This is a genomic window from Chryseobacterium taichungense, assembly GCF_900109935.1.
Taxonomy (GTDB): domain Bacteria; phylum Bacteroidota; class Bacteroidia; order Flavobacteriales; family Weeksellaceae; genus Chryseobacterium; species Chryseobacterium taichungense.
In genome coordinates this window covers 310,868-333,310 of record NZ_FOBV01000002.1, presented here as the reverse complement: position 1 = coordinate 333,310, position 22,443 = coordinate 310,868, and the positions used below count along the sequence as shown (strand labels likewise).

Genomic DNA, 22,443 nt, shown 5'->3' with positions numbered 1-22,443 from the left:
TGAATTTTTTATTGATAAACCTTATAGGTTTTTAAAAACCTATAAGGTTTCGTTGTCTGAGGGCTAATTAACTTTCATTTGAATACTTTTCAATCCGGATTCATCGGAAGTTCCGCCGTAGAAAATCGTGTAATTTCCAGCTTTTGCAGCCAAATCATCTACTTTTTCATCATAAAATTTGAATGAATCCTGAGAAATAGTAAGCTGAATATTCTTTGTTTCGCCCGCTTTAATCAACACTCTTTCAAAAGCTCTCAAAGTCTTTACTGGTGCGGAAGCATCATTATTTCTTTTTACATATACCTGAATCACTTCCTCTCCATCTCTGATCGAACTGTTTGTAACAGGAACTGTAATCGTCAGATTTTCATTAGAATTGATGGTATTTTTGTTCAGTTTAGCATTTCCGTAAGCAAATTTTGAATAACTCAACCCGTGACCGAAAGCATACAAAGGTTTTTCGGTCATATAACGGTAGGTTCTTCCCTGCATATCGTAATTTTCAAAACCCTGATGCTTACTGGTTTTTGATAAATTATTATCGAGTTGTGCCAGATTTTTGTAGAAGGTAATCGGCAATCTTCCTGACGGATTGTAATCTCCCGCCAACACATCTGCAACCGCAGTTCCTCCGGCTTGTCCGCCATACCAGGCATTCAGTAATGCATCATAATTTTTTTCATCCTGTTCCAAACCAAGCGAACTTCCCGTACACAGTACAAAAACGACTGGTTTTCCGGTTTTTCTTAATTCCGCTAACAATTCACGCTGGACTTTTGGAAGGTCGATGGAAGTTTTATCACCACCTTTGAAACCTTCTGCATTCACCATCATTTCTTCACCTTCCAGACTTGGAGAAAGTCCACCTGCGAAAACGATAACATCTGCATCTTTCACTTTTTCCCTAACCGCAGCAAAATTCACAGGGTCTTTTCTGTACACATCGAATGTGATGCTTACATATTTCCCTTTTTGCGTGTGGCGTAATTCAATATTATATTCCTTGCCCTTTTCCATTTTTACAGGAAATTCTGAAGGATGTCTCGCATCGGGACCTTTTCTTGTGGCAATTTCTTTACCATCAACAAAAAGTGTGTAAACATCGGATGTTGATGGCGAAAGAATCACATCACCCGTGTAAGGACTTTTGAAAATGCCGGAAATAATCGCCGAAGTATTTTCCCTTCCAACGTTTGGGGCAAGCTGAGTTCCCCCAAAACTGTTGTAGTTGATCCCTGCTTTGTTGACTGAAATATTAGCCGGAGTTCCTTTAAATTCATTGTTGTTGAAAAATGTTACTTTCATTCCTTTTTCGCCTTTTTTCTGGCTTAAAAAGTTTTGATAAAGCGAAGTTCTGGAAGATGGATCGGCAACTTCAGTTCCTTTTTCATAAATGATTTCTGCGTTTGGAAATTTAGTTTTAATTCCATCTAAAATGGTAACGATGGATGAAGGTGTTCCATTATAGTTTCCTAATTGCATCAGTCCGTCATCGGCGTTTGGACCGACAACAGCGATTTTTTTGATGTTTTTATGTAAAGGCAAAACATTATTCTCATTTTTCATCAGCACAATAGATTTCTGAGCCATTTTCAACGCCTGTTTTTTATGCTCTTCAGAATCCACAACAGAATATGGAATTGAGTTCCAGTGAACGGAAGATTTTGGGTCGAGCATTCCCAATTCAAACCAGCCTTTCAGAATTCTTCGCATTGAAATATCTAAGTCCTTTTCGGTAATTAATCCGCTTGCGAGAGATTTGTTTAAGTTATTATAAGTATCGCCACACTCTAGATCTGTAGAATGTTTCAAAGCATCTGCAGCGGTGCTTTTTTCATCAGGATGTGTTCCGTGGTATTGTTTCTGGTAGAAGTCTGCCAAAGCCCAGCAATCGGAAACGACCATTCCGTCATAGTTCCACTTTCCGCGGAGAATTTCCGTCAATAAAGTATTGTTGGCACAACAAGGCTGTCCGTCGAATGCATTGTACGCACACATCACTTCCCTTACATTTCCTTCCAAAACCAATGCTTTGAAAGCCGGCAGATAGGTTTCATACAAATCTCTTTTGGAAACTTCGGCGTTGTAAGAGTGTCGGTTCCATTCCGGGCCGCTGTGAACGGCGAAATGTTTGGCACAGGCGTGGGTTTTAAAATATTTCGGGTCGTTTCCCTGTAAACCTTTTACGGCAGCAACACCCAAAACGGAAGTCAGATACGGGTCTTCGCCATAAGTTTCCTGGCCTCTTCCCCATCTCGGGTCACGGAAGATATTGATGTTCGGTGTCCAAAATGTAAGTCCTTCGTAACGTCCAGTTTTTTGAGATTCGTCAAAAGATTTATTGTATTTTGCTCTGGCTTCGTCGGAAATCATTTCAAAAGTTTTGAGATGTTCGGGAACGTCCCAGCTTGCCGCCATTCCGATGGCTTGCGGAAAAACCGTTGCTGTTCCCGCTCTCGCGACGCCGTGAAGTGCCTCATTCCACCAGCCGTAACCGGGAATATCCAACCTGGGAACGGCTTTAGAATTATCCATCATCATTCCGATTTTTTCATCCACCGTTAATAATCCGAGTAGATTTTCGATTCTCTGATCGACCGGAAGCTTGGGATTTTGGAAGGGATATTTGAAATTCTGTGCTGAAGAAACGGTACAAATAAAAACCGATATATTTAGTAATAGTTTTTTCATTTGATTAAATCAAAACATTTTAAGGTTAAAATTTATTAATCATTACAATATATGATTGATCATTTTGTAAGAAAAACAAATATAAGATTCTATTTTAAATAAATGTATTGTTTACACTTAATTTTTCAGATTGATTCTTTTCAAAAAAGAAGTTTATTCTTATTGCAGCACGCTAATGAGTTTAAAATGTAACGGAATGATGTTTTTATGTTTGAAACAGATAATTATTTCCATAAGACTGAAAATATCGCTTTAAAGTTTTAAAAAAATATATTTGATACTTAAATTTTTAGGTCTAAGACTTAAAATTTTAAGTTTAATGTTTAAAAATTTACGTTTAATGCTTAAAAATTTAACTTTAAGATCTAAACTTTTAATGATAAGACCTAAACGTATCATTAAAAGACCTAAACTTTTCAGAATGAGACTTAAATTAAATGATTGGGCTGTTCATTATGGTATTAAAAAAAAAAGAGACTGTCCAACTTTTAGGACAGCCTCAAATAAAATTCTTCACTGGTGATCTGAAATAACTTACTGCTTAATAAATTTGCTGTTTAAAATTTTATTTTTTCCATCAGCTATTTCAATGAAATAAATCCCTGAAGTTAATGTTGAAATATCGATCCTGTTTTTTCCTGATTTCATTTTTAAATCTGAGATGATCAGACTTCCTTTGGAATCAAAAACTGAAGCTTTAGCATCGTTCTTTATTTCAATAAAGATCTCTGTTTTGGCAGGATTAGGATATATTTTAGATTCATTATTTGTCATTTCTTCTTTTGTAGAAAGAACTGAGAAATTTAAAGGAAGAACACTTGCCGAATATGCATTTTCTTCGCTCAGATAAGCTCTGAAAGGATTAATCAATGGCTCGCTTCCTACTGTTACTTTGTAAAACCCTGTCACTCCATTTTCTGTTTTTAAAACATAGGCATTGGCAGGAACTTTAATAGCCTGATAAACTCCGTTCATCTGATTTACGGTAATGGCCTTCGGTGTAGAAACATTTCCTGTACCGGTAAAAGTAAAGCTTCCTGTTGCATTTACGAGAACCGGGGTGTTCGCAGGAACTGTATTGGAAAGCGGGGTACAAGAAACTGCCGCTGAACCTGGTGTCATGAGATATGCATTTACTCCTGAAGGAATATTCGCTTCGAAAGGTAATAACAACACATCGTATCCATTAAAAATCCTGCTGTAAGAAGCTACCGCGGCGGTAAAATTAAACGGAACCTGGAAATCTTTACCCTGATCTGAAAGTGTCAGTGTGGTGCAATTTGTTCCTGAAATGACATTGGTATTGGTATTTGCCACACTGCTGTTAACATAAAAAATACTGTTCTTGTTCTCAGAACCAGCGATCCAGCTTGAAGTTGGCGTGATGCCGGTTGCCGTACGGAAATCGAGTGAAGTATACTGATTGTTTTCCATCGCATCTAAAAGACTGCTGTCTGTCTCGGTATATGCTCCGGTAAACTTTGCCGCTCTTTCGTTTCCGACATTAAAATAAACATCACCCAGGTTTAAGGTTAAGATCGAACTGTAATTTCCGCTTCTTAAACCCAAAATCCCTTTGCATCCGAACGGAAGCGTCGCCCTCGAAAGATCAAAGACCAGATTAAAGCTTCCGGATCCGGGTGCTGGCAAACTCACACTTCCATAATTGTAATTTCTTACCACATTATCATTATCAACATAGTACAATGTCGTATTTGATGATGACTGACCAAGCGTTGTCGTATAACTTAGAACATTTAAAACCAATTTATTATAACGGTCATTCAAAGCAATATATCCGTTTGCTGCCGTCATATTCTGGCTGAAAAGCGGTGTTGAATTATAAAACGTCACAGTCTGCCCCGAAATCTGGTATGCTGTACCAAAGGCCGGATTTGTCGTCGCTAAAGTTTCAATTTTGTTGTAATGAATTTCAGTTCCGGTCATGTTAGAAACGGGTCGGTCGCCACTTTTTGTAAACACAAAAGTCATTACACTAGACGGCGCCACAGACACCTGCGGTCTGAACGTATCTGTAGTAAAGGTTAGCGGTGCCGAGGTCATATTCTGCGTTTGGGAAGTAGTAATGCTGTTCGCAGAATTGGTATAAAAAGGAAGATCAACCTTAAGATTATAAGTGTTTGAGGAAGAATTTATAACCATTAACGTCACCTGATTTCCATCCAGAGAAATATAGGAAGAACCTTCCAGACTGCCTGTCGTAACCTCCCATTTGGTATCAATTCTGTTTTTGTTGGTGGTGGTTTTAGCATATTGAGATAAAATGTAACCGCGTTTGGTCATTTCACCTGCAACGGTTCCGTTTGTACCGTCCCCCATCATTCCATAATATCTTTTGGATGCATAATGTACCCATGCGTTCACATTTCCGAGCATCGCATTGTTGACCGCTCTCGCAAAAGAAAAACCATCAATCGACCAGCTGAAATCACGTGCAGGAACACTTGCATTAGAGTTCCAATTGATCAGATATTCTGTCTGCCAGATCTGTTTATTATTCGCCTGAAACTGCTTGTAAACGGACTGCATACTTCCATATTGGTGTCCGCCATAGACTTCAAAATTGGCCATCGTTGCCGTATTTAAAAAGGCATTGGCAAAATTATCTGTAAAACCAACGCTTTCGGGAGCAATGACGTTGCAGTTGATGAGCTGGCCGTAATCCCTTACAAAATTTGCGATCTGTGTCGGCGTCCATATACAACCAGCATATTGCGCCATTTCATCCGGCTCGTTTTGAATTGAAATGTAATCCAGCGCCACACCATTATTTGCCAGATAGGTTACGAAACTGTTCAAATGCAAAGCGTAATCCTGATAATGTTCCGGCTTCAGATAGCCGATCTGCTGCACACCATTGGTATCCGTAAAAACTGCATTCGAATTGTTGTTGGTTTTCCATGCCGCGGGCATTGTCCATGGACTTGCGAAAACGATCAGTCCCATTGCTTTTGCCTGTTGAGCAGTTGCCAAAACCTGCGGCCAGTCCGCTTGATTTTCAGGAATATATAGCCTCAAAATATTGTATCCTGCGTCGGTTGTGCCGGTTCCCCAAAGTTTCTGAATCTCCGCCGGAGTCATGTGATTGTATGCAAACTGCGGGCTGCATACGAAACCACCATAGCCAGTCACCTTTTGATACACAATATTTTTGTCGATTGTTACTTTTGCAGGCAACGCTGTCTGTGCATCTGCAAATTGATTACAGGTGATGCCTACCGCCAGAGCAAGCATCAGGTTTAAAATTTTTCTCATAATGTTCTAGTTTTAATTTTGATAATTTTCAGTAAAGTTTGGATAATACAATCCTCTTCAAGACAGTTTATGATTAAAAACCATCAAGAAAATACCCTGAAAAGTTTCAGGCAGCTATCGTAAATAAAGTTATACTACAAGATCCTTAGCTCTTCCTGTACATTATTTTGTTGAAAAACGATACTTAGAATTCAGATGTGAAATAGATTAATGCTTCATAGGCAAAACGTAGATTATTATTAATATTCTGCTGATTTTTAGTGAAGAATTTCACTTTCGGGTGCACCCAGATAAGAAGGCTGTAAACCTCCCGTATTGATCAATATTTTTTCCATCACGATTCCCGGCTCAAGTACTTTGAATCGTAACGTATGTTTTCCGGGTTGAGAAATCTGGTGTTTCGTTGTAGACTTAATGATATGTTCGGATTGCCATCTTCCCAATTCCCCTTTGTAATGACCATTGAAATTGACAACTTGCGGAGTTCCGCCATCAAATGAAATCTCATAACGCAATCCTTTATTATGATTGAAATTCAAAGTCGGAGCTAATAACAACTGAACTTCAAATTCGCCTTTGGATTCAAAATTTACATCGTACTCCAGATAAATATTTTCATCAGCTTTTGGATAAGCATTTTGAGGAAAGGTTGTTACACCGGATTTAGTTTTTCCGAAATAAGGAATCACTTCCCAATGGATTCGGTCTGAATTATTCATTCTTGCAAAATTTTCAGCTTCAATAGAAACATAACCGTTTTTCTCCTGAAATACTTTTTCTTTCGGAACTTCAGACTCGGAAACACGGGTAACTTCAGGCATTATATTTTCTTTTCCGTCAAACCAGGCTTTGTAACCTATCTTCATCTGGTCCATCATATGCTGCCATTTTCCACCGGCAATGACGTTGTTGTACTGATTGTCGAGATAAGCGTTTCTATCAAAACATTCTTTGACTTTATCGGCATAGACATTAGCTTTAACATCTTTTTTAGCTGCCAATTCTTTGTTTTTTGCCACTGCGTAGTACATTTCATACAAATTGCTGCACGCGTCAATCGGATATAAAACCAGCTGAAAATAGGCATCCTGATATTCTGCAGGAATCTTCTCTTTCAAACGTAAAGCTTCTAATGCCAAAGACTTGTAATCATTTAGAACCGTTTCAAATTCATTATAATTTTGAAGGCTGTAAGTTTTCCAGTCTAATGTTTCTGGCGTTACACGGCGGTTATATTTTGAATAAAGATTAATCATTGCCGCAATTTCTTTGGCGTACTTTTCTCCAAATTGCTGTGCTGCCCATTTTTCGGTATATTCCAAAAGATTTTTTGAATTGAATTGTTTCGGATTCCAGGCCATTTCCAGGAAAAAGCTGATTGGGAATTCCATCGGCTTCAAATCCCCGACATTGACGACCCAAACCTTATCCACATTATGTTCGTAAGAAAGATTCATCTGTTCCCAAACTCTCTGAATCGGACTGATATTAATCCATTTTGAATTTCTCGGTCCACCAACATAATCGAAGTGGTAATACATCCCGTAACCGCCTTTGTGTAAAGGTTTTGAAAGGTCCGGAAGTTTTCTCACATTGCCCCAGTTGTCATCACAGAACAACAGAATAACATCGTCCGGAACTCGCATTCCTTTGTCATAATAATCCTGAACTTCTTTGTACAAAGCCCAGACCTGCGGTGTTTTCTCCGCTTTTTTTCCTGTTACGTCAGCAATAATTTTTCGCTGGTCTTTCACAATTTTTTCAAGTAAGGAAATATTGGTTCCCTCTCCCATCGCTTCATCGCCGTCGCCACGCATTCCTACTGTAACTAATTTTTCCCAGTTTTTACTTCTTTCCAGCCCCAATTTCCAGAATTCCTGCAAAACTTTCTCATTTTTCGAATAATCCCAGACGTTCGGCAAATTATTTTTTTTGATGTATCGATGCCAATCGGTTTGAGCCTGAGCCATCGGTTCGTGGTGCGAAGTTCCCATAATGATTCCCATTTCGTTGGCTAAAGGTCCGTTCAAAACGTCATCATCATAAAACGCTTTTCCCCACATGGCTGGCCAGATGTAATTACCCTTCATTCGTAAAATCAGTTCAAAAACTTTTTCGTAAAATTTAGAATTGATTCCTCCAAAAGTAGCTCTCGCCCATCCTCCGAGCGAAGGTTCTTCATCATTCAGGAAAATTCCGCGATATTCTACTGCAGGTTCTCCGTCGGTATAAATTCCTTTTTTAAAGTATAGATTTTCTTTTTTCTCAACCGGAACATCCGCCCAATAATACCAAGGTGAAACCCCGATTTGCTGGGACATTTCGTAAATTCCGTAAATTGTTCCGCGTTTGTCGCTTCCGGCAATCACAATTGCTTCGGAAACGCCGGGAAATGGATTGCTGACGTTCTGAATGATAAATTTTTCATTCTTTCCTTTGATTGAATTTCCGTCAATTTTTTTAGCTTTAATCAACGCATCAATGGTCTTGCTTTTCCCGGCTTCACCAATAATGATGAGCATTCCGCTCGCTCCGGAACTTTGGGAAATAAGATTCGGCTGAATGCCTGTTATTTTTTGAAAATCAGATTGAAGATTTGCAACTGCACGAAGAATTCCTTTGTCCGAATCGTTATCCGAAAACAGCATCAAACCTGAATTGTGCTCTTTTAACACAACCGAATTTTCCGTTTTAGTAAAAGAAATAAAAGGGTCGGCAGCCTTTACAATCGTTGTAAAAACCAATGTTATCAAAAGAGAAAAAAAGTTAAAAATCGTCTTCATAATCAATATTTTATGAGTATTTATTTTAATATTTACTGATTTTTAGTCAGACTTTGAAATTTTGAACACTAAGTTCACAAAGTTTTTATTTTAAAAAGAATTGTTTTGAGACTCACAAAGCCGCTATCGCTTATAAAAGTCCACTATCATTTTAATTATAAAAACTACCAATCATCCGTTCTGAATGGCGACGCCAGCAAACCTTCTTTATTTTGTAGGTTGGCATCTTCGGGATTATTGCTCCACGCATATCGCACTGCAACAGGATTTTTGATTTCCTTGCTGGTCACAATGACTGTGTTTCCTTTAATTCTTGCTTCAGCCCAGACAAATTTCTTGTCGCTTCCGGCAATTGCAAAATGTTTCAGGTTTCCGTTTTTACTTTGCAAACCGCTTCCAACATTGTCAAACGAAAGGATGATATTTGAATTTTCAACTTTCATCGAATTGAAAACAGGTCCGCTGCTTACCAATTTTTCACCATACACCAATTTTCGGGCAGCCAGAAATAGACGTTTTGCCATATCTTTTTTATTGAGAGGGTGAATGTCATTCCATTCTCCAATATCATAATTGACACTCATTGCCGTGTACGGAACCGTCTGTGACGTTTTAAACTGAGCCTCACGAATTCCTGCCCATCCGCTTGGTGCATTCGGGTCGTTTGTTTTTTCCATAAAATTCGGAAGCTGAACCAATAAAAACGGCATCTGACTCCATTGAAATACGTCCCGCCAATTTTCGATAAGATTTTTCAGCAAACCGGCATAATCTTCTGATTGACCGGCATTGTTTTCGCCCTGATACCAAATAGCACCACGAACTTTGTAATCCCGAATCGGATAAATCATTCCGTTGTACAATCCGGAAGGCGTGCTTCTCAGGTTTTTCAGTTTTGATTTATATTCTTCATCTTTGCTCGTATCTCTACCGATGTTATATTTCCATTCGCCCGTTAAATCAACGGTAACGCCATCTCCAACAATTTTATACGGTTTATCGGCTACAAATTCTCCGTTTCCGAAATTGGAAGTCAGTTGGATGGCAATTGTATTTTTTCCCTGTTTTAAAATTCCGCCTGGAATATCATATTTCCTTGGTGGATACGTGTATGAAGTAGAACCTACGAATTTTCCATTTACAAAAACAGAATCGCTGTCCACCATTACTCCCAGATACAGACGGGCAAATTTTCCATCCATTGAGGCTGGAAGTTCAAAGTTTTTTCGAAACCAGACCGTTCCTTTTGCGCGGATTCCATTATCTTTCCATTTGCCGGGAACTTTTGCCTTTCCCCAATTCCCGTCATTAAAATCCTTTTGATTCCAAAGATTTCTTCCCTGGTCCAGTTTTGAAGAATTGAGCGCTGACAATGCCTGTTTATCAATAATATCATCAGGAAAATTCTTGAGATGCTCCTGACTGACCCAACTCTGAATTGCCGAACCACCCAAACTGGAAACCAGCATTCCCTGCGGAATTTTGGTGTGTTCATACGCTTCCACCGCATAGAAATACGCAAAGGCCGTCCAATTCATCACTTCAGAAGCCGTCCCTGTGAACCATTTTCCGCCGGATGCTATATTTTCCCGGACAGATTCAACAGTGTTCTGTGTAGGAACTTTGAAGTAGCGGATTTTATTAAAATCAGAAACATTAATCTCCGGAAAACGGTCTGTTAACCGTGCAATAGGCGTTTCCATATTGGACTGCCCGGAAGCTAGCCAGACATCTCCCACCAAAATATCGCGAATCGTAATTTCGTTAATTTCCATCACAAACGGTCCTCCTGCTTTCTGTGGTTTCAATTGGACAGACCATTTTCCGTTTTTATCCGGTGATGTATTGTAGGTTTCATTTCGGAATTTGATGGTAATATTTTCACCAACATCTGCCCAACCCCAAATTTTAAGCCCGACATCACGTTGCAAAACCATCTTATCACTTACCAAATCGGGAAGTTTAATTTTCCCGAAAGACAATTGATGGCTAAGAACAATCATCAAAAAGACAATTTTAAAAACCGTTGAGAATTTGAAATTTCTGGATTGCATTTTGAGGTTTATTTTTCGGGTTAAAATGAAATATTAATGAATTACAAATCCGCCTTTGGATTGGATTTCTATTTTGAGTTCTCCGTTTTTGCCAACAGTAATTGTTTTTTCAGAAGTTACCTCTTTTGAATCATCATTAATCAACCTAACCGACTTTCCGGCAAGCATCGGAAGTTTTAAAGTAAGCTTCTGAACAGCATTTTCAGCGTTCACACCTGCAACATACCATTGATTCTGATGTCTTCTGGCAATCACGGAATATTTCCCGGGGTATCCGTCGATGAACACCGTTTCGTCCCAAAGCGTCGGAACTTCTTTCATAAAATCGAGCTGGAATTTCGGTGCGTCGCTCAGGTTATTCGGCATTACACCAAACATCTGAACCGGATTTTGAAATAAAACGGCCGTTGCCAACTGGAAACCATCTGTTGTGTATCTTTTATTTTTATCCTTGTTGGATTTTGTCAAATATTTGTTGAGGAAAGTTCCGCCAAACTCCATACTTCCGACCGTATTTCTGATGAACGGATGTAATGTTGCGAAAAAAGCTTCCTGTTTGCGGACGTCTTCTGAAAAATAAAGCATTTCCGAAGCTAAAACCGCTTCGCTTCCTGCATAATTCGGGTACATTACTTCCCAGCCTCTCGGTAAAGTTGCCCCGTGGAAAATAATTTTTAATCCAAAATCATTAGCATCGGAAAGAATATCTTCATAAAGACGCATCGTTTCCTGCTTGTCGCCTCCGAAAAAGTCGACTTTCAGACCTTTTACACCAATATCTTTCAGCCATTTCATTTCTTTTTTTCGTTCGATGGATGAGCTCATTTTATTTCTCGGTCCCATCGGTGCATCATTCGCAGCACCGTTGGAATTGTACCATAACAGAATTCCGACATTTTTGGATTTTGCATACTGAATAAGGTCTTTCATTTGCTCTTTTCCAATATTTTTATCCCAAAGCGCATCAATCAAAATGTATTCATAACCGAGTTTTGATGCTAAATCGATAAAGAGACTCTGGTCTTCAAAATTCATACTGTTGTCCTGCCAGAGAATCCAGCTCCAGGTAGATTTTCCGAAAGTGTATTTTTGTGAAGGTTCATACATCGCTTCTACGACATCAAAAGGAATCGTCGTTTCAACAATCGGTTTCAAAGAATCGCCAATGGTGATGGTTCTCCAAGGTGTTTTTCCCGGAAGTGAAATGGCAGCTCCGGTACTTCCGAAACCATTGTTTTCAGCCATATTCGGATAAGCAACCTGATAAAGATTTTTTTCTGAAGTCGTATCCAAATGAGAAGCGCAGTACAAACTGTTCACTCCTGTTTCAGACAATAAAATCCAGCCGTCGTTTCCAATATGAAATAGTCCAGGGAAAACGTAACCATAATCGGCTTTTCTTCCTAATTCTGCATCAGCTTTGTAACCGCTTTCGTAGCTTGGAGCGGTTCTTGCAAAACCTGTCATCGGTTTCATCATCGGAGAAAGGAAAGTTGTAGTTTGAGACGGAAATCTGTAACCTGTAATTTCCGATTGTACAATTGCGCTCAAACGGTCTTTCATCGACTGAATCTCATACCTAAAAGCTATATTATTATCACTCACCTGAAATTCAATTCCGATATTGAAGTTATCTGCATTGGTAAAATTGACTGTCAGAGTATTAGCCGAATAACTGACTTGTGATTTTTTGATTTTTTCGTTGGTGTAATTTTTGGAAACCTTATCTTTTTTGCTGTCAATGAATTTTAAATTTTTAGAGAAATCAGATTCATTGGTGACTAAGCCCAATGGAGATTTATCAAGCATTGTTTTTCCCTGAAAAGTAACATTATAAAGCGTTTTTCCATTCTCTGAAAAGACATTCAGTTTCAATTTTCCATCAGGACTGGAGATTTCTGCAACCTGTGCAAAAACAGTATTCATAATGAGAATACTAAAGGCGAGTGATAGTTTTAAAAAAAGTTTAATCATAATTAATTATTTTCAAGAAAAGTCCAATAATCGAAAAACATAATATCCTTTGCTGCTTTTCCATTAAATACAAAATACACATCGTGAACACCGGAAACTTTTTCCTTAACTTCGGCTTTCACGGTTTCCCAACGGTCGTCTCCGCCGGTCAACGGAACTTTTACCGTAGTGATAACCGGTCCGTTAATACTGTCCAAATGAACGTCCATCGTCACATCGCTGTTGTGTGTCGTTCCAACTCTGGCCGAAAATGCTGATGCTCCTTTTTTACCAAAATCCACATTTTTCACACTGGTGTAAGCGCCACTTTTTTTAGCTTTGATGAAGACGCCTGCTTCTTTGTTCTGATAAGATTTCACATTTTCAGACCAGGCAATCATTTCTGCCTGATTAAAAGCATAAGGATTAACGGTTGCAATGGCTTTGGTAATTCCATTGGTCATTTTGATGGGTGAAATAGAACCGTCTTTATTAAAATTAAGTTCTTCCACACTCACCGACCTTGTGAAACCGCTTCCTCCCGGCAACGCGCCGTTGTGATAAAAGAAATAGGATTTTCCTCTGAAATCGACAATTCCGGGATGGTTGGTGAAAGATTTTCCTTCGGTTGGCATTACGATTCCACCGTCTTTCCACGGTCCCTGTGCACTTTTGCTGGTAGAATATCCGATAAATTCAGGGAGCGGACCGCCCGGCCAAAACAGATAATACAATTTTTTTCTTTTATATAACCAAGGTCCTTCCTCGTATTTTGTCGGTCTTTCAGGGTTTTCTTTTCCATCCCTTTTCCCGAAAGATTCTGCGGTCATTGGCACTTCCACAATATCGCCGGAATAGGAAATCATATCCTGATTGAGCTTAACCATTTTAAGTTTAGGATTTCCCCAATACATATAGGCTTGACCGTCATCATCAATAAAAACCGTCGGGTCAATGTCGCCCCATTCGCTCTGTACCAACGGTTTTCCAAGCGGGTCGTGAAATGGTCCAAACGGACTGTCACCTACCGCAACACCAATCGCTCCTTTGTTGTTGGTTTTGGACCACATCGGAACATACATAAAGAATTTGCCATTTCTTTCCACGCATTGCGCTGCCCAGGCATCACGTTTTGCCCAGTCGAAATCTTTATAGCTCAGAATACTTCCGTGGTCGGTCCAGTTCACCATATCGTTGGTGGAATAGACCTTCCAGTCGTTCATCACAAACCAAGTGGAATCGTCCTCATCGTGCGTGGTGTAGACATAAAGCCTGTCGTTATACACCATCGGCGCAGGGTCTGCCGTATAATTGGTCTGAATAATGGGATTTTGAGAAAATAATATTCCCGAATAGCCTATTAAACAGAGATTGAGTATTGTTTTTATTGTTTTTTTCATATTTAATTTTTTGATTTTGAACACTAAGTGCGCAAAGTTTTTTTATAAATATTTTTTTTAGTTTCACAAAGCCGCTGACGTTTGTAGAAGCTGTATAATTGGGTGAATCCAGTTTTTATATTGTTATACAGAACATTTTAACCACCCCGTCAAAAATTCTTTGAATTTTCGCCACCAGTGTCTCAATATTTATTAATTGATTTTTTGTTTCGGCGAATCTCGTCCCTCGATTTCCAGAGGAGGGGAATTTTTATCTTATTTCTTTTTAAAACTCCAATAGTCGAAATTGAAAAGCACCCTTCCTGCCGTAATGTTTTTACCTTTAAAGACAAAATATACATCGTGAACGCCGGAAACCGATTCTGAAATTTTTGATGTCAGGGTTTTAAATTCTTCCCAACCTCCGGTTCTCGGAACTTCAATCTCGGCAATTTTATTTCCATCCAATTTATCTAATCTGACTTCTAAAATTCCTCCGTCAACACCTGCGGCAATTGAAGCTGAAAATTCAGAGGGACCTTTTTCAAAATCTACCGAACGAACTTTGATATAACCACCTACTCTGGTATCGGAAACATAAACTCCCGTCTTTTTGTTTTCGGAAGTGCTGCATTTCTCTGACCAGGCTATTGTTTCCGCTTCGTTTCTTTTGTAGGGATTGAGTGTTGCAACGGGATTTACGCCCTCTTTGGTCATTGCAATTTTCGGGATGCTGCCATCCTGATTGTATTTGAATTCTTCAATAGACGTTGACCTTCCGTAACTTCCTGCGCCGGGCAATAATCCTGTGTGATAGAACAGGTAGGATTTTCCTTTAAAATCGATAATTCCGCCGTGGTTGGTGAAACTGTTGGTCGGCTGACCGGTCATTATTTTTCCCTGATATTTCCACGGTCCGGTCGGCGAATCGCTTATGGAATAAGACAGACATTCGGTTCGGTCGGTCATCCCGGCGTACATCATATAATATTGCTTGTTGCGTTTGTAGAACCAGGGACCTTCCACAAAAACATCTTTAAAATGTTCCTGTTTCTGTAAAACCTCATCGCTTCTTCCGGGACGTCTCAATCCTCCAAAAGCTTCTACAGATTGTGGAATTTCGGTGATTTTCCCTTCATAAGAAACCATATCTTTGTTGAGCTTCACGTAAAATAATTTGCTGTTTCCCCAATATAAATAGGCTTGTCCGTCATCATCAATAAAAACCGTCGGGTCGATATTATCCCAGGTTCCTGTTGTCACCAATGGTTTTCCGAGTGCATCTTTAAAAGGACCTGTCGGACTGTCGGATACCGCAACGCCAATCGCCATATTGTTATCAACTGTCTGAACGCAGATGTACCAATAGAATTTGCCGTTACGTTCAATGCATTGCGCCGCCCACGCTCTGTCACGAGCCCAGCTGAAAGATTCCAGTGAAAGCGGAGAACCGTGGTCGGTCCAGTTGACCATATCATCAGAAGAATATACTCTCCATTTCGTCATATAATAAAAATCATAGCCGGGAATATCGTCTCCGGTGTAGACATACATCTTATTTTTGTACACCATCGGCGCAGGGTCCGGTGTAAAATGAGTCTGGATTACGGGATTCTGGGCAAATAAAGTATTTAAGCCACCATATAACAGACTAAGTGTAATGAGTATTTTTTTCATATCCTTTTCATTTAAAATTGAATGGTAAGTTCATTGCCTTCGTAAGAGACCTTCCGGGTGATAACTTCCTTATTGATTCCTATAAATTCCAGATTAAAAATTCTATGGTTGTTTTGTCCTGTGTAAATTCCTACACGTTTATCAATCAGTAATTCTCTTACTTTATCATTCCATTTGAAATGAATCAGGGTATATTTTCCTTTTTCGTAGTTATAATTATCGCCTTCATCTTCATAGAGTGTAAAATTTCCATCATTGCCCGCATATACTTTTATGGTAAGTTCCTCATTAGATTTTTCCGAAGTATATTGCATTATTTTACCAATAGGAATTATAGAACCTGATTTTATAAAAAGCGGAATCTTATTGTGTGAAGCATCAGCTAAAACAGTTTTTCCTCCATCATTTTTTTGGTTGGTGTAGAAATCATACCAAGAATAACCTTTTGGAAGATAAACCTCCCAATTTTCAATATTTGGTTTAATAACAGGAGTAACCAGTATAGATTTCCCAAACATATACTGATAAGACTGTTCAATAGCTTTTTTATCCTTGTGAAAATCCATTACCATTGGCCGCATAATGGTAGAATTATTTTTTGAAATTTCCCAAGATTGAGAATAGATGTAAGGCAATAATTGATATCTAAGATTCATCAAATCGCGCATATTGCTTTCCACTTTTTCTCCATATTTCCAAGGTTCTGTTTCGGTCTGGTAACCGTGCATCCTGAAAATCGGACTAAAAACACCCCACTGAAACCATCTCATCAAAATATCGTGATATTTCGGGTCAGAATATTGGGAAGAACCGGGACGGAAAAATCCTCCAATATCGGTTGTCCAATAAGGCATCCCTGAGATGGAATAATTCAGTCCAGCCACAATTTGTCTTCTGTAAGCATCCCAATCCCAGCCAATATCACCGGACCAATTGATGGTTCCGAACCGCTGTTGCCCGGGAAATGCAGACCTGGTTAAAATAACTACTCTTTTATCAGGATTAGTTGCTCTCTGTCCTTCGTAAACTGCTTTGCTTACGAAAAACGGATACGTTAGTCTGTAAAATTCACCAATTCCTAAAAAAGTATTTTTGCCGACCAATGCATCATTTTCCGGTTCCGTTGCATCCATCCACCAGGAATCTACTCCATTCTGAAAAAGATTTTTGTTCAAAGCATTCCAATGTGTTTTTTGTGTTTTCGGATTAAAAATATCAATCCAAGGACTGTCTGGTATGTATAGTCCATCATAATCTTTGGCGACCTCAGATTTTTTATCTAAATTTTCCCAAACAGATACCGAAAATCTAGAATGTAGCCGATGCAATCTTTCAATAAATTTTTCGGGCTCAGGATAATTCTGTTCATCAAATTTAGGTACACCCCAACCATATTTTCCCCAATATTGCCAATCCTGAACAATGACATCTACCGGCAAATTACGCTTTCTAAATTCCTCTACGGTCTTTACCAGATGCTCTGCAGAAGTATATCGCTCTCTGCATTGCCAATATCCGAAAGCCCATTTGGGCAACATTGGCACTTTACCCGTGATTTCCCGGTAAGACGAGATAACCTCATCTGCATTATTTCCTGCAAACAAAATATAATCTAATGACTTGCTGTGCGGTGAACGGAATGTAGTCATGTCCTCCGCCAATTTATATTGTAATGAAGGCGTGTTGGTGGCTTTACAAACCACCTGGAAATAATGTTCTCCTTTTGTAAGAAAAACTTTAGTGCTCACCGCAGGAGGAAGCCAAAGGTTGGACTGGTCGATTACAGGTTTTCCATCAATGGTAAGAAAATGACGGTTATCCATGTTCCCTAAATCCAGCATAAAAGTATATTCTCCACTTTTTTCAATTAAAATCTTACCATTATGCAAGGCTTGTTGCTGTGAAACTTTTATGGTTCCTGAAGTACCTGTGACTTCTCTCTCCTCACCATTAGTAACGGCTTCTTTTTCTAAAGGAACCGATTGGTCTGCCGGATTATACCAGGTTAATCCAAACTGATTCCACAAAATCCCGTATCCTTTTGAAGAGTATAAAAAAGGTAAAGCAATCTGGCTGTTGACCTGAATCAGTTTCCTGCTGATACTTTTCAAATTATAATGACCATCCTGAAACTGACCTAATCCCAAAAGTTGCTCATCTTTATCAGTGATAAAACTTTGCTCCGCAATATAACAGGGCTGTGAAGAGACAGTACTTTCTATCAGTTTTCGGCTATTTACAGCTTCTGAAAGTAAGACTTTACCATTGCCATTCAAAAAGCTAAGCTGAGCCGTTTTTTTATTGAATAAAACAGCATAATTTTTAGTTTTTAGTTTTAAAGAAGAAGCATTTTCTTCCAATTTAAAATCTGAAGAACTATTTTCATTGACGAAAACAAACTGATTTTCTTCCGGTTTTATTTCTTTTATAAACTGTATTCTTACCGCATTTTCGTTCATAGGTCTTAAGACTAAATATCCATCAGAAAGTTTTACAGAAACCTCTTCAGCATTTCTGCTATAGGATATGTAGTGCTGCCCAAAAATTAAAATGGGAAGAACAGTGAGCCAATATGTTATTATTTTAAATCTCATCATTAAACTTTTACAATGGAGAAATTACTGCTACAAAACCGCCTCTTCTTAAAATTTTCACGTCAACAGAATCTGTACTTTCTATCACAGAATCATCTGTTACAAGCTGTTTATCGTGTTTTCCGTCTTTTATTAATCTCAGTTTGTACTTGTTATGTTTATCTAAAAAATCAAATTTAAGGTTGATGTTTTTTTCAATATTTTCCCCGTTGATTCCTCCAATATACCATGCATTATTTTTTCTTCTTGCTATTACAATATCTTTTCCCGGAAACCCTTGTAACATTCGTGTTTCATCCCAACTGGTCGAAACTTCTCTTAAAAATTTCTTCGGCTCATCCGGCAATTCGTAATAACCTTCCGGTCGGTCGGCAAAATGTTGCAATGCAGATTCAAATACTACACTTAAAGCCAGCTCGTGACCATAAGAAGTCAGATGCGGAAACTGTGAATTGGTGAAGGTTACTGGCGTGTAATCCATAGAACCGACCACATTTCTGGTAAAAGGGAGAATCGTATTATGAACAGGCGCAGTTGCCGTAAATTCAGGGCCGTTGTTGTACCATTCCGCACCACGAACGGCTTCGTAAGTCATGAGGTTCGGATAAGTTCTCGACCAGCCTCTCGGAACCAGGCAGCCGTGGAAGTAAACCATCATTTCAAATTGGGCAGCATCTTCCAGAATGTCCAGATAATATTGAATCATATCCTGCTTCTCACTTTCAAAGAAATCTACTTTTACTCCTGCAACACCAAGTTTTTTTAGTTTAGTAAATTCTTCGATTCTGTTTTGGTGAGTCAGCATTCTGTCTTTCGGTGTAGAAGCAACCCACGTATGGTCGCCACCTGAATTGTACCACATCAAAGGCTTTATCCCTTTGGAATGAATGTATTTTAAAGCATCTTCCAGATTTCCGCCATTTCCCATAGAGTCCCATTCCCAATCCAGTAAAGTATAAGGCCAATCCATTGCAACAGCCAAATCTGCAAATTTGCAAACCGTTTTAAAGTCTTTGGTTCCGTGATTACTCGACCAATAATTCCAGGAAACTGCGCCCGGTTTTATCCAATCCGTATTTTTTATCACGGAAGGCGGCGCAACATCATCAACTAAAGTAGAAGCCACAATATCATTGAGGTTTCCAACGATAATCACTCTCCAAGGCGATTTCCAGGGCAGTGAAATTTTGGGCAACGATTCTCCTTTTCCGCGTCCGTCTTTTGGGTCGGGGAAGGTGATTTTATATTTATTTTTATCCTCTTTATTACTCAGTTTAGACCCGCAGTAACTGCCATCAACAGCCGATTCGTGAAGCAAAAACCAGCAATTATTATCTTTTGTCTGAAACAATGCGGGATAACACCACTCTTCCTGCTGAATTTTTTCGCCAACCATTGAAGCATAAAGTCCTTCGTTCGCAGGATTCCATTTTTCTGCCCAGCGAGTAGTTTCCTGATTGATAGAATAAGAAGTCAATTCATCCTGTACTATAAAACTTCCTTTTCCTGACAACGAATATCTGAAAGCAATCCCATCATTATAAACACGGATAATCACATCCAGTTTTTTCCTTTCTTTGTTTTCGAATGTGAAAACAACTTCATTTCCCGTATTATGTCTTTGGGCAGATTTCCCGTGAGGCATTGTGTAATTTTCTTTTATTAACAAGGGTTTTGAAGATTTCAGAAATTTCATATCCGTAAAAGAAATACCATCAGAAAGAATCAATCCCAAATCTATTGACGAGATGGCTTCTGTCATTTTACCATCATTAAAATAATTTACCTTCAAAAACCATTTTGCATTTTCAGTACTATTTTCATTAAAAACTTGGACTGAAATCTTTCCGTTGGGTGATTCAACCGTTAAATTCCGGGCTGAAACAGCCATATAAGAATACAGCAAAACCATCATCAAAATTGCTTTTGAGAAGATATTTTTTTTGATATGATTTTTGATGCGATTCATTTTTTTTTATTTGGAATGTCTAACTGAATTATTTTGAAATGAATTTGTAAAAAGCAACGCCGTGCGCCGGAATATCCAAAGCCAGATTTCCCGTATCAGCATTGATTTTCGAAATATCTTTCTGTCTCCAAATATCTCTCACTACCTGATTTCCTGAAATTCCCAATTTTTTAAAATCATTGTAAGACATATCCACTTTTTCCCTTCCGAAATTGGCAAAAGCCACCGCTTTTCCGCCATCTTCAAGGTCTTTTACATAAATTTTCAATTCGCCAATGGTCTGCAGACAAACGCCCTGTTTTCCCAGAGCATCCTGATTAACGGCAATGACCTCATCATTCGTTAAAAGATTTAAAGTAAAATCATCCAATTTCTCAAGGTCGCAACCAATCAGTAATGGCGCAGAAAAAATGCTCCAAAGACTGATGTGTAAATATTGTTCGTCCGGTTTCAATCGGCTCTGGTGTGGATTTCCCCAACCTACGACGCCTACCACCAACATATCGGGGTCGTTCCAGTTGCCGGGTTTTGCGTAGGGTGCGGCTTTATCCTGAGCCAATGCTATATTTTTGACACTTGCCCAGGTATCGGTAATGTCATTGGTCGTTCGCCAAGATTGCGCATCCGCATCATTTCCCCATTTCCAGACATCGCCCATCCCGTATTGACAAAGATTGTACACAATATCACGAGGCTGATTTTTTAATAAATCTCCCATTAATTTAAATGGCTTTACGCCTTTATCCAAATCTCCTCCACCCTGAAAATTGAGTGAAGAAACTTTGTTTGGGTCATTATCGGGCAAACCGTCAATCACGCCACCGTAACTGCACCAATCGTATTTCAGATAATCGATTCCCCATTTAGCGTAGCTTTCTGCATCTTGTTTTTCGTAGCCGTAGCTTCCTGCACAACCGCCACACGTCCAAGGTCCGGGAGAAGAATAAATTCCTGCTTTCAGTCCTTTTGAATGAAAGTAATCGGTTAATTCCTTCATATCCGGAAATTTGGAATTGGTCAGAATATAACCGTTATCGTCACGCATTTTACCTTTGAAAGACGGGTCTTTTCCGTCTCTGTTAAATTGCCACGAATCATCGATGTTGATGTAGTTCCAGCCGTGGTTCACCAATCCTGATTTAACCAAAGCATCGGCGGCACGTTTTACTTTGTCGGCCGAAACTTCGTGTCCGAAACAATTCCAGCTGTTCCATCCCATTGTGGGTGTTAAAGCTATTTTGTCACCGCTTTCTATTCTTAATTTTTTGGAAACCGAGCCTTTAGCATTTTTAGCTGATAAAAGGACTTCATAGATTACTTTCGTATCTATTTTTCCGGTGATGATTCCGGTTTTGGAATCTATTGTTAAACCTTTCGGAAGATTTTTTGCCGTAAAAGTCATCGGTCTGTCACCCGTTGCTGCAACCCTGAACAAAAAAGGTGAGCCGGGACGAACGCCATAAACGCCTGCCGAATTAATTTTTGGAGTTGCCGCTGGTTTTGGCGTTAAAATATAAGGGACTGATGAAATCGGGTTAAATGTTATCAGTTTTGCACCGTCTGTTGTTTCAAATTTGGCATCTGCCCAATCGGCGTGGTCATAATACGGTCCGTTTCCGCCATCTGTTACGACTAATTCTAATTGTTTTACACCTTCCAACGAAACGGAAACAGGCTTTGCTTTATCGCCTAATTTCATTATTCCGCTTGACCAAAGCTTTTTGTTGTCGCCATAAATTTCAAATTCAACGGCGGGATTTTGACCTTTCATTTCGTCATCCAATCCTACCAAAGCTGAAAAGCTTTTTGCCTTACCGTTTAATTTAATCAATAAAGAACTTTCTGCGTGCGTACCAAAACCTCTTTTGAAAACCTCACCGGCAATGGTCAAAGGTTTTCCGTCAACTGAAGTATTGATGCCTGGTTTACCGTGTCCCTGAGTTGCCACGCTTAAATCCAACTGGTCTAACCAAACGGTTGACTGCGCCTTGGAAATATTTCCCGACAGCAAAAATGTTACAGCAATTAAAAGTATTTTCGTCTTCAACATTATTTAAAAATTTGGAT

Annotated in this window: 10 protein-coding genes; all 10 read right to left on the bottom strand. The window is 39.1% G+C overall.

Going from position 1 to position 22,443, the window contains the following annotated elements; translation table 11 throughout:
* Positions 1-63: 63 nt before the first annotated feature.
* Positions 64-2,691 (bottom strand): glycoside hydrolase family 3 C-terminal domain-containing protein, encoded by a 2,628-nt coding sequence (locus BMW64_RS05130; protein WP_089998911.1) that lies wholly within the window; start codon positions 2,689-2,691, stop codon positions 64-66.
* Between the two features lie 534 nt (positions 2,692-3,225).
* Positions 3,226-5,967 (bottom strand): T9SS type A sorting domain-containing protein, encoded by a 2,742-nt coding sequence (locus BMW64_RS05125; protein ID WP_089998909.1) that lies wholly within the window; start codon positions 5,965-5,967, stop codon positions 3,226-3,228.
* A gap of 257 nt (positions 5,968-6,224) precedes the next feature.
* Positions 6,225-8,750, bottom strand: a complete 2,526-nt coding sequence (locus BMW64_RS05120) for a glycosyl hydrolase 115 family protein (RefSeq protein ID WP_089998908.1) — start codon at positions 8,748-8,750, stop codon at positions 6,225-6,227.
* A gap of 164 nt (positions 8,751-8,914) precedes the next feature.
* Positions 8,915-10,804, bottom strand: a complete 1,890-nt coding sequence (locus tag BMW64_RS05115; protein ID WP_228400844.1) for a sialate O-acetylesterase — start codon at positions 10,802-10,804, stop codon at positions 8,915-8,917.
* A 33-nt stretch (positions 10,805-10,837) separates the two neighbouring features.
* Entirely contained in the window at positions 10,838-12,778 is a 1,941-nt protein-coding gene (locus BMW64_RS05110; protein ID WP_228400843.1) for a glycoside hydrolase family 97 protein, read from the bottom strand.
* Between the two features lie 2 nt (positions 12,779-12,780).
* Entirely contained in the window at positions 12,781-14,157 is a 1,377-nt protein-coding gene (locus tag BMW64_RS05105) for a glycoside hydrolase family 43 protein (RefSeq protein ID WP_089998905.1), read from the bottom strand.
* A 255-nt stretch (positions 14,158-14,412) separates the two neighbouring features.
* Positions 14,413-15,813, bottom strand: a complete 1,401-nt coding sequence (locus BMW64_RS05100) for a glycoside hydrolase family 43 protein (RefSeq protein WP_089998904.1) — start codon at positions 15,811-15,813, stop codon at positions 14,413-14,415.
* 11 nt (positions 15,814-15,824) lie between these two features.
* Complete coding sequence (locus tag BMW64_RS05095) at positions 15,825-18,410, bottom strand: glycoside hydrolase family 31 protein (protein ID WP_089998902.1); 2,586 nt, start codon at positions 18,408-18,410, stop codon at positions 15,825-15,827.
* Positions 18,411-18,417: 7 nt separating this feature from the next.
* A complete protein-coding gene (locus BMW64_RS05090; RefSeq protein WP_089998901.1) occupies positions 18,418-20,376 on the bottom strand; it encodes a glycoside hydrolase family 97 protein in 1,959 nt (652 codons plus the stop codon).
* A 28-nt stretch (positions 20,377-20,404) separates the two neighbouring features.
* Complete coding sequence (locus BMW64_RS05085) at positions 20,405-22,426, bottom strand: NPCBM/NEW2 domain-containing protein (protein ID WP_089998900.1); 2,022 nt, start codon at positions 22,424-22,426, stop codon at positions 20,405-20,407.
* Positions 22,427-22,443: the final 17 nt, after the last annotated feature.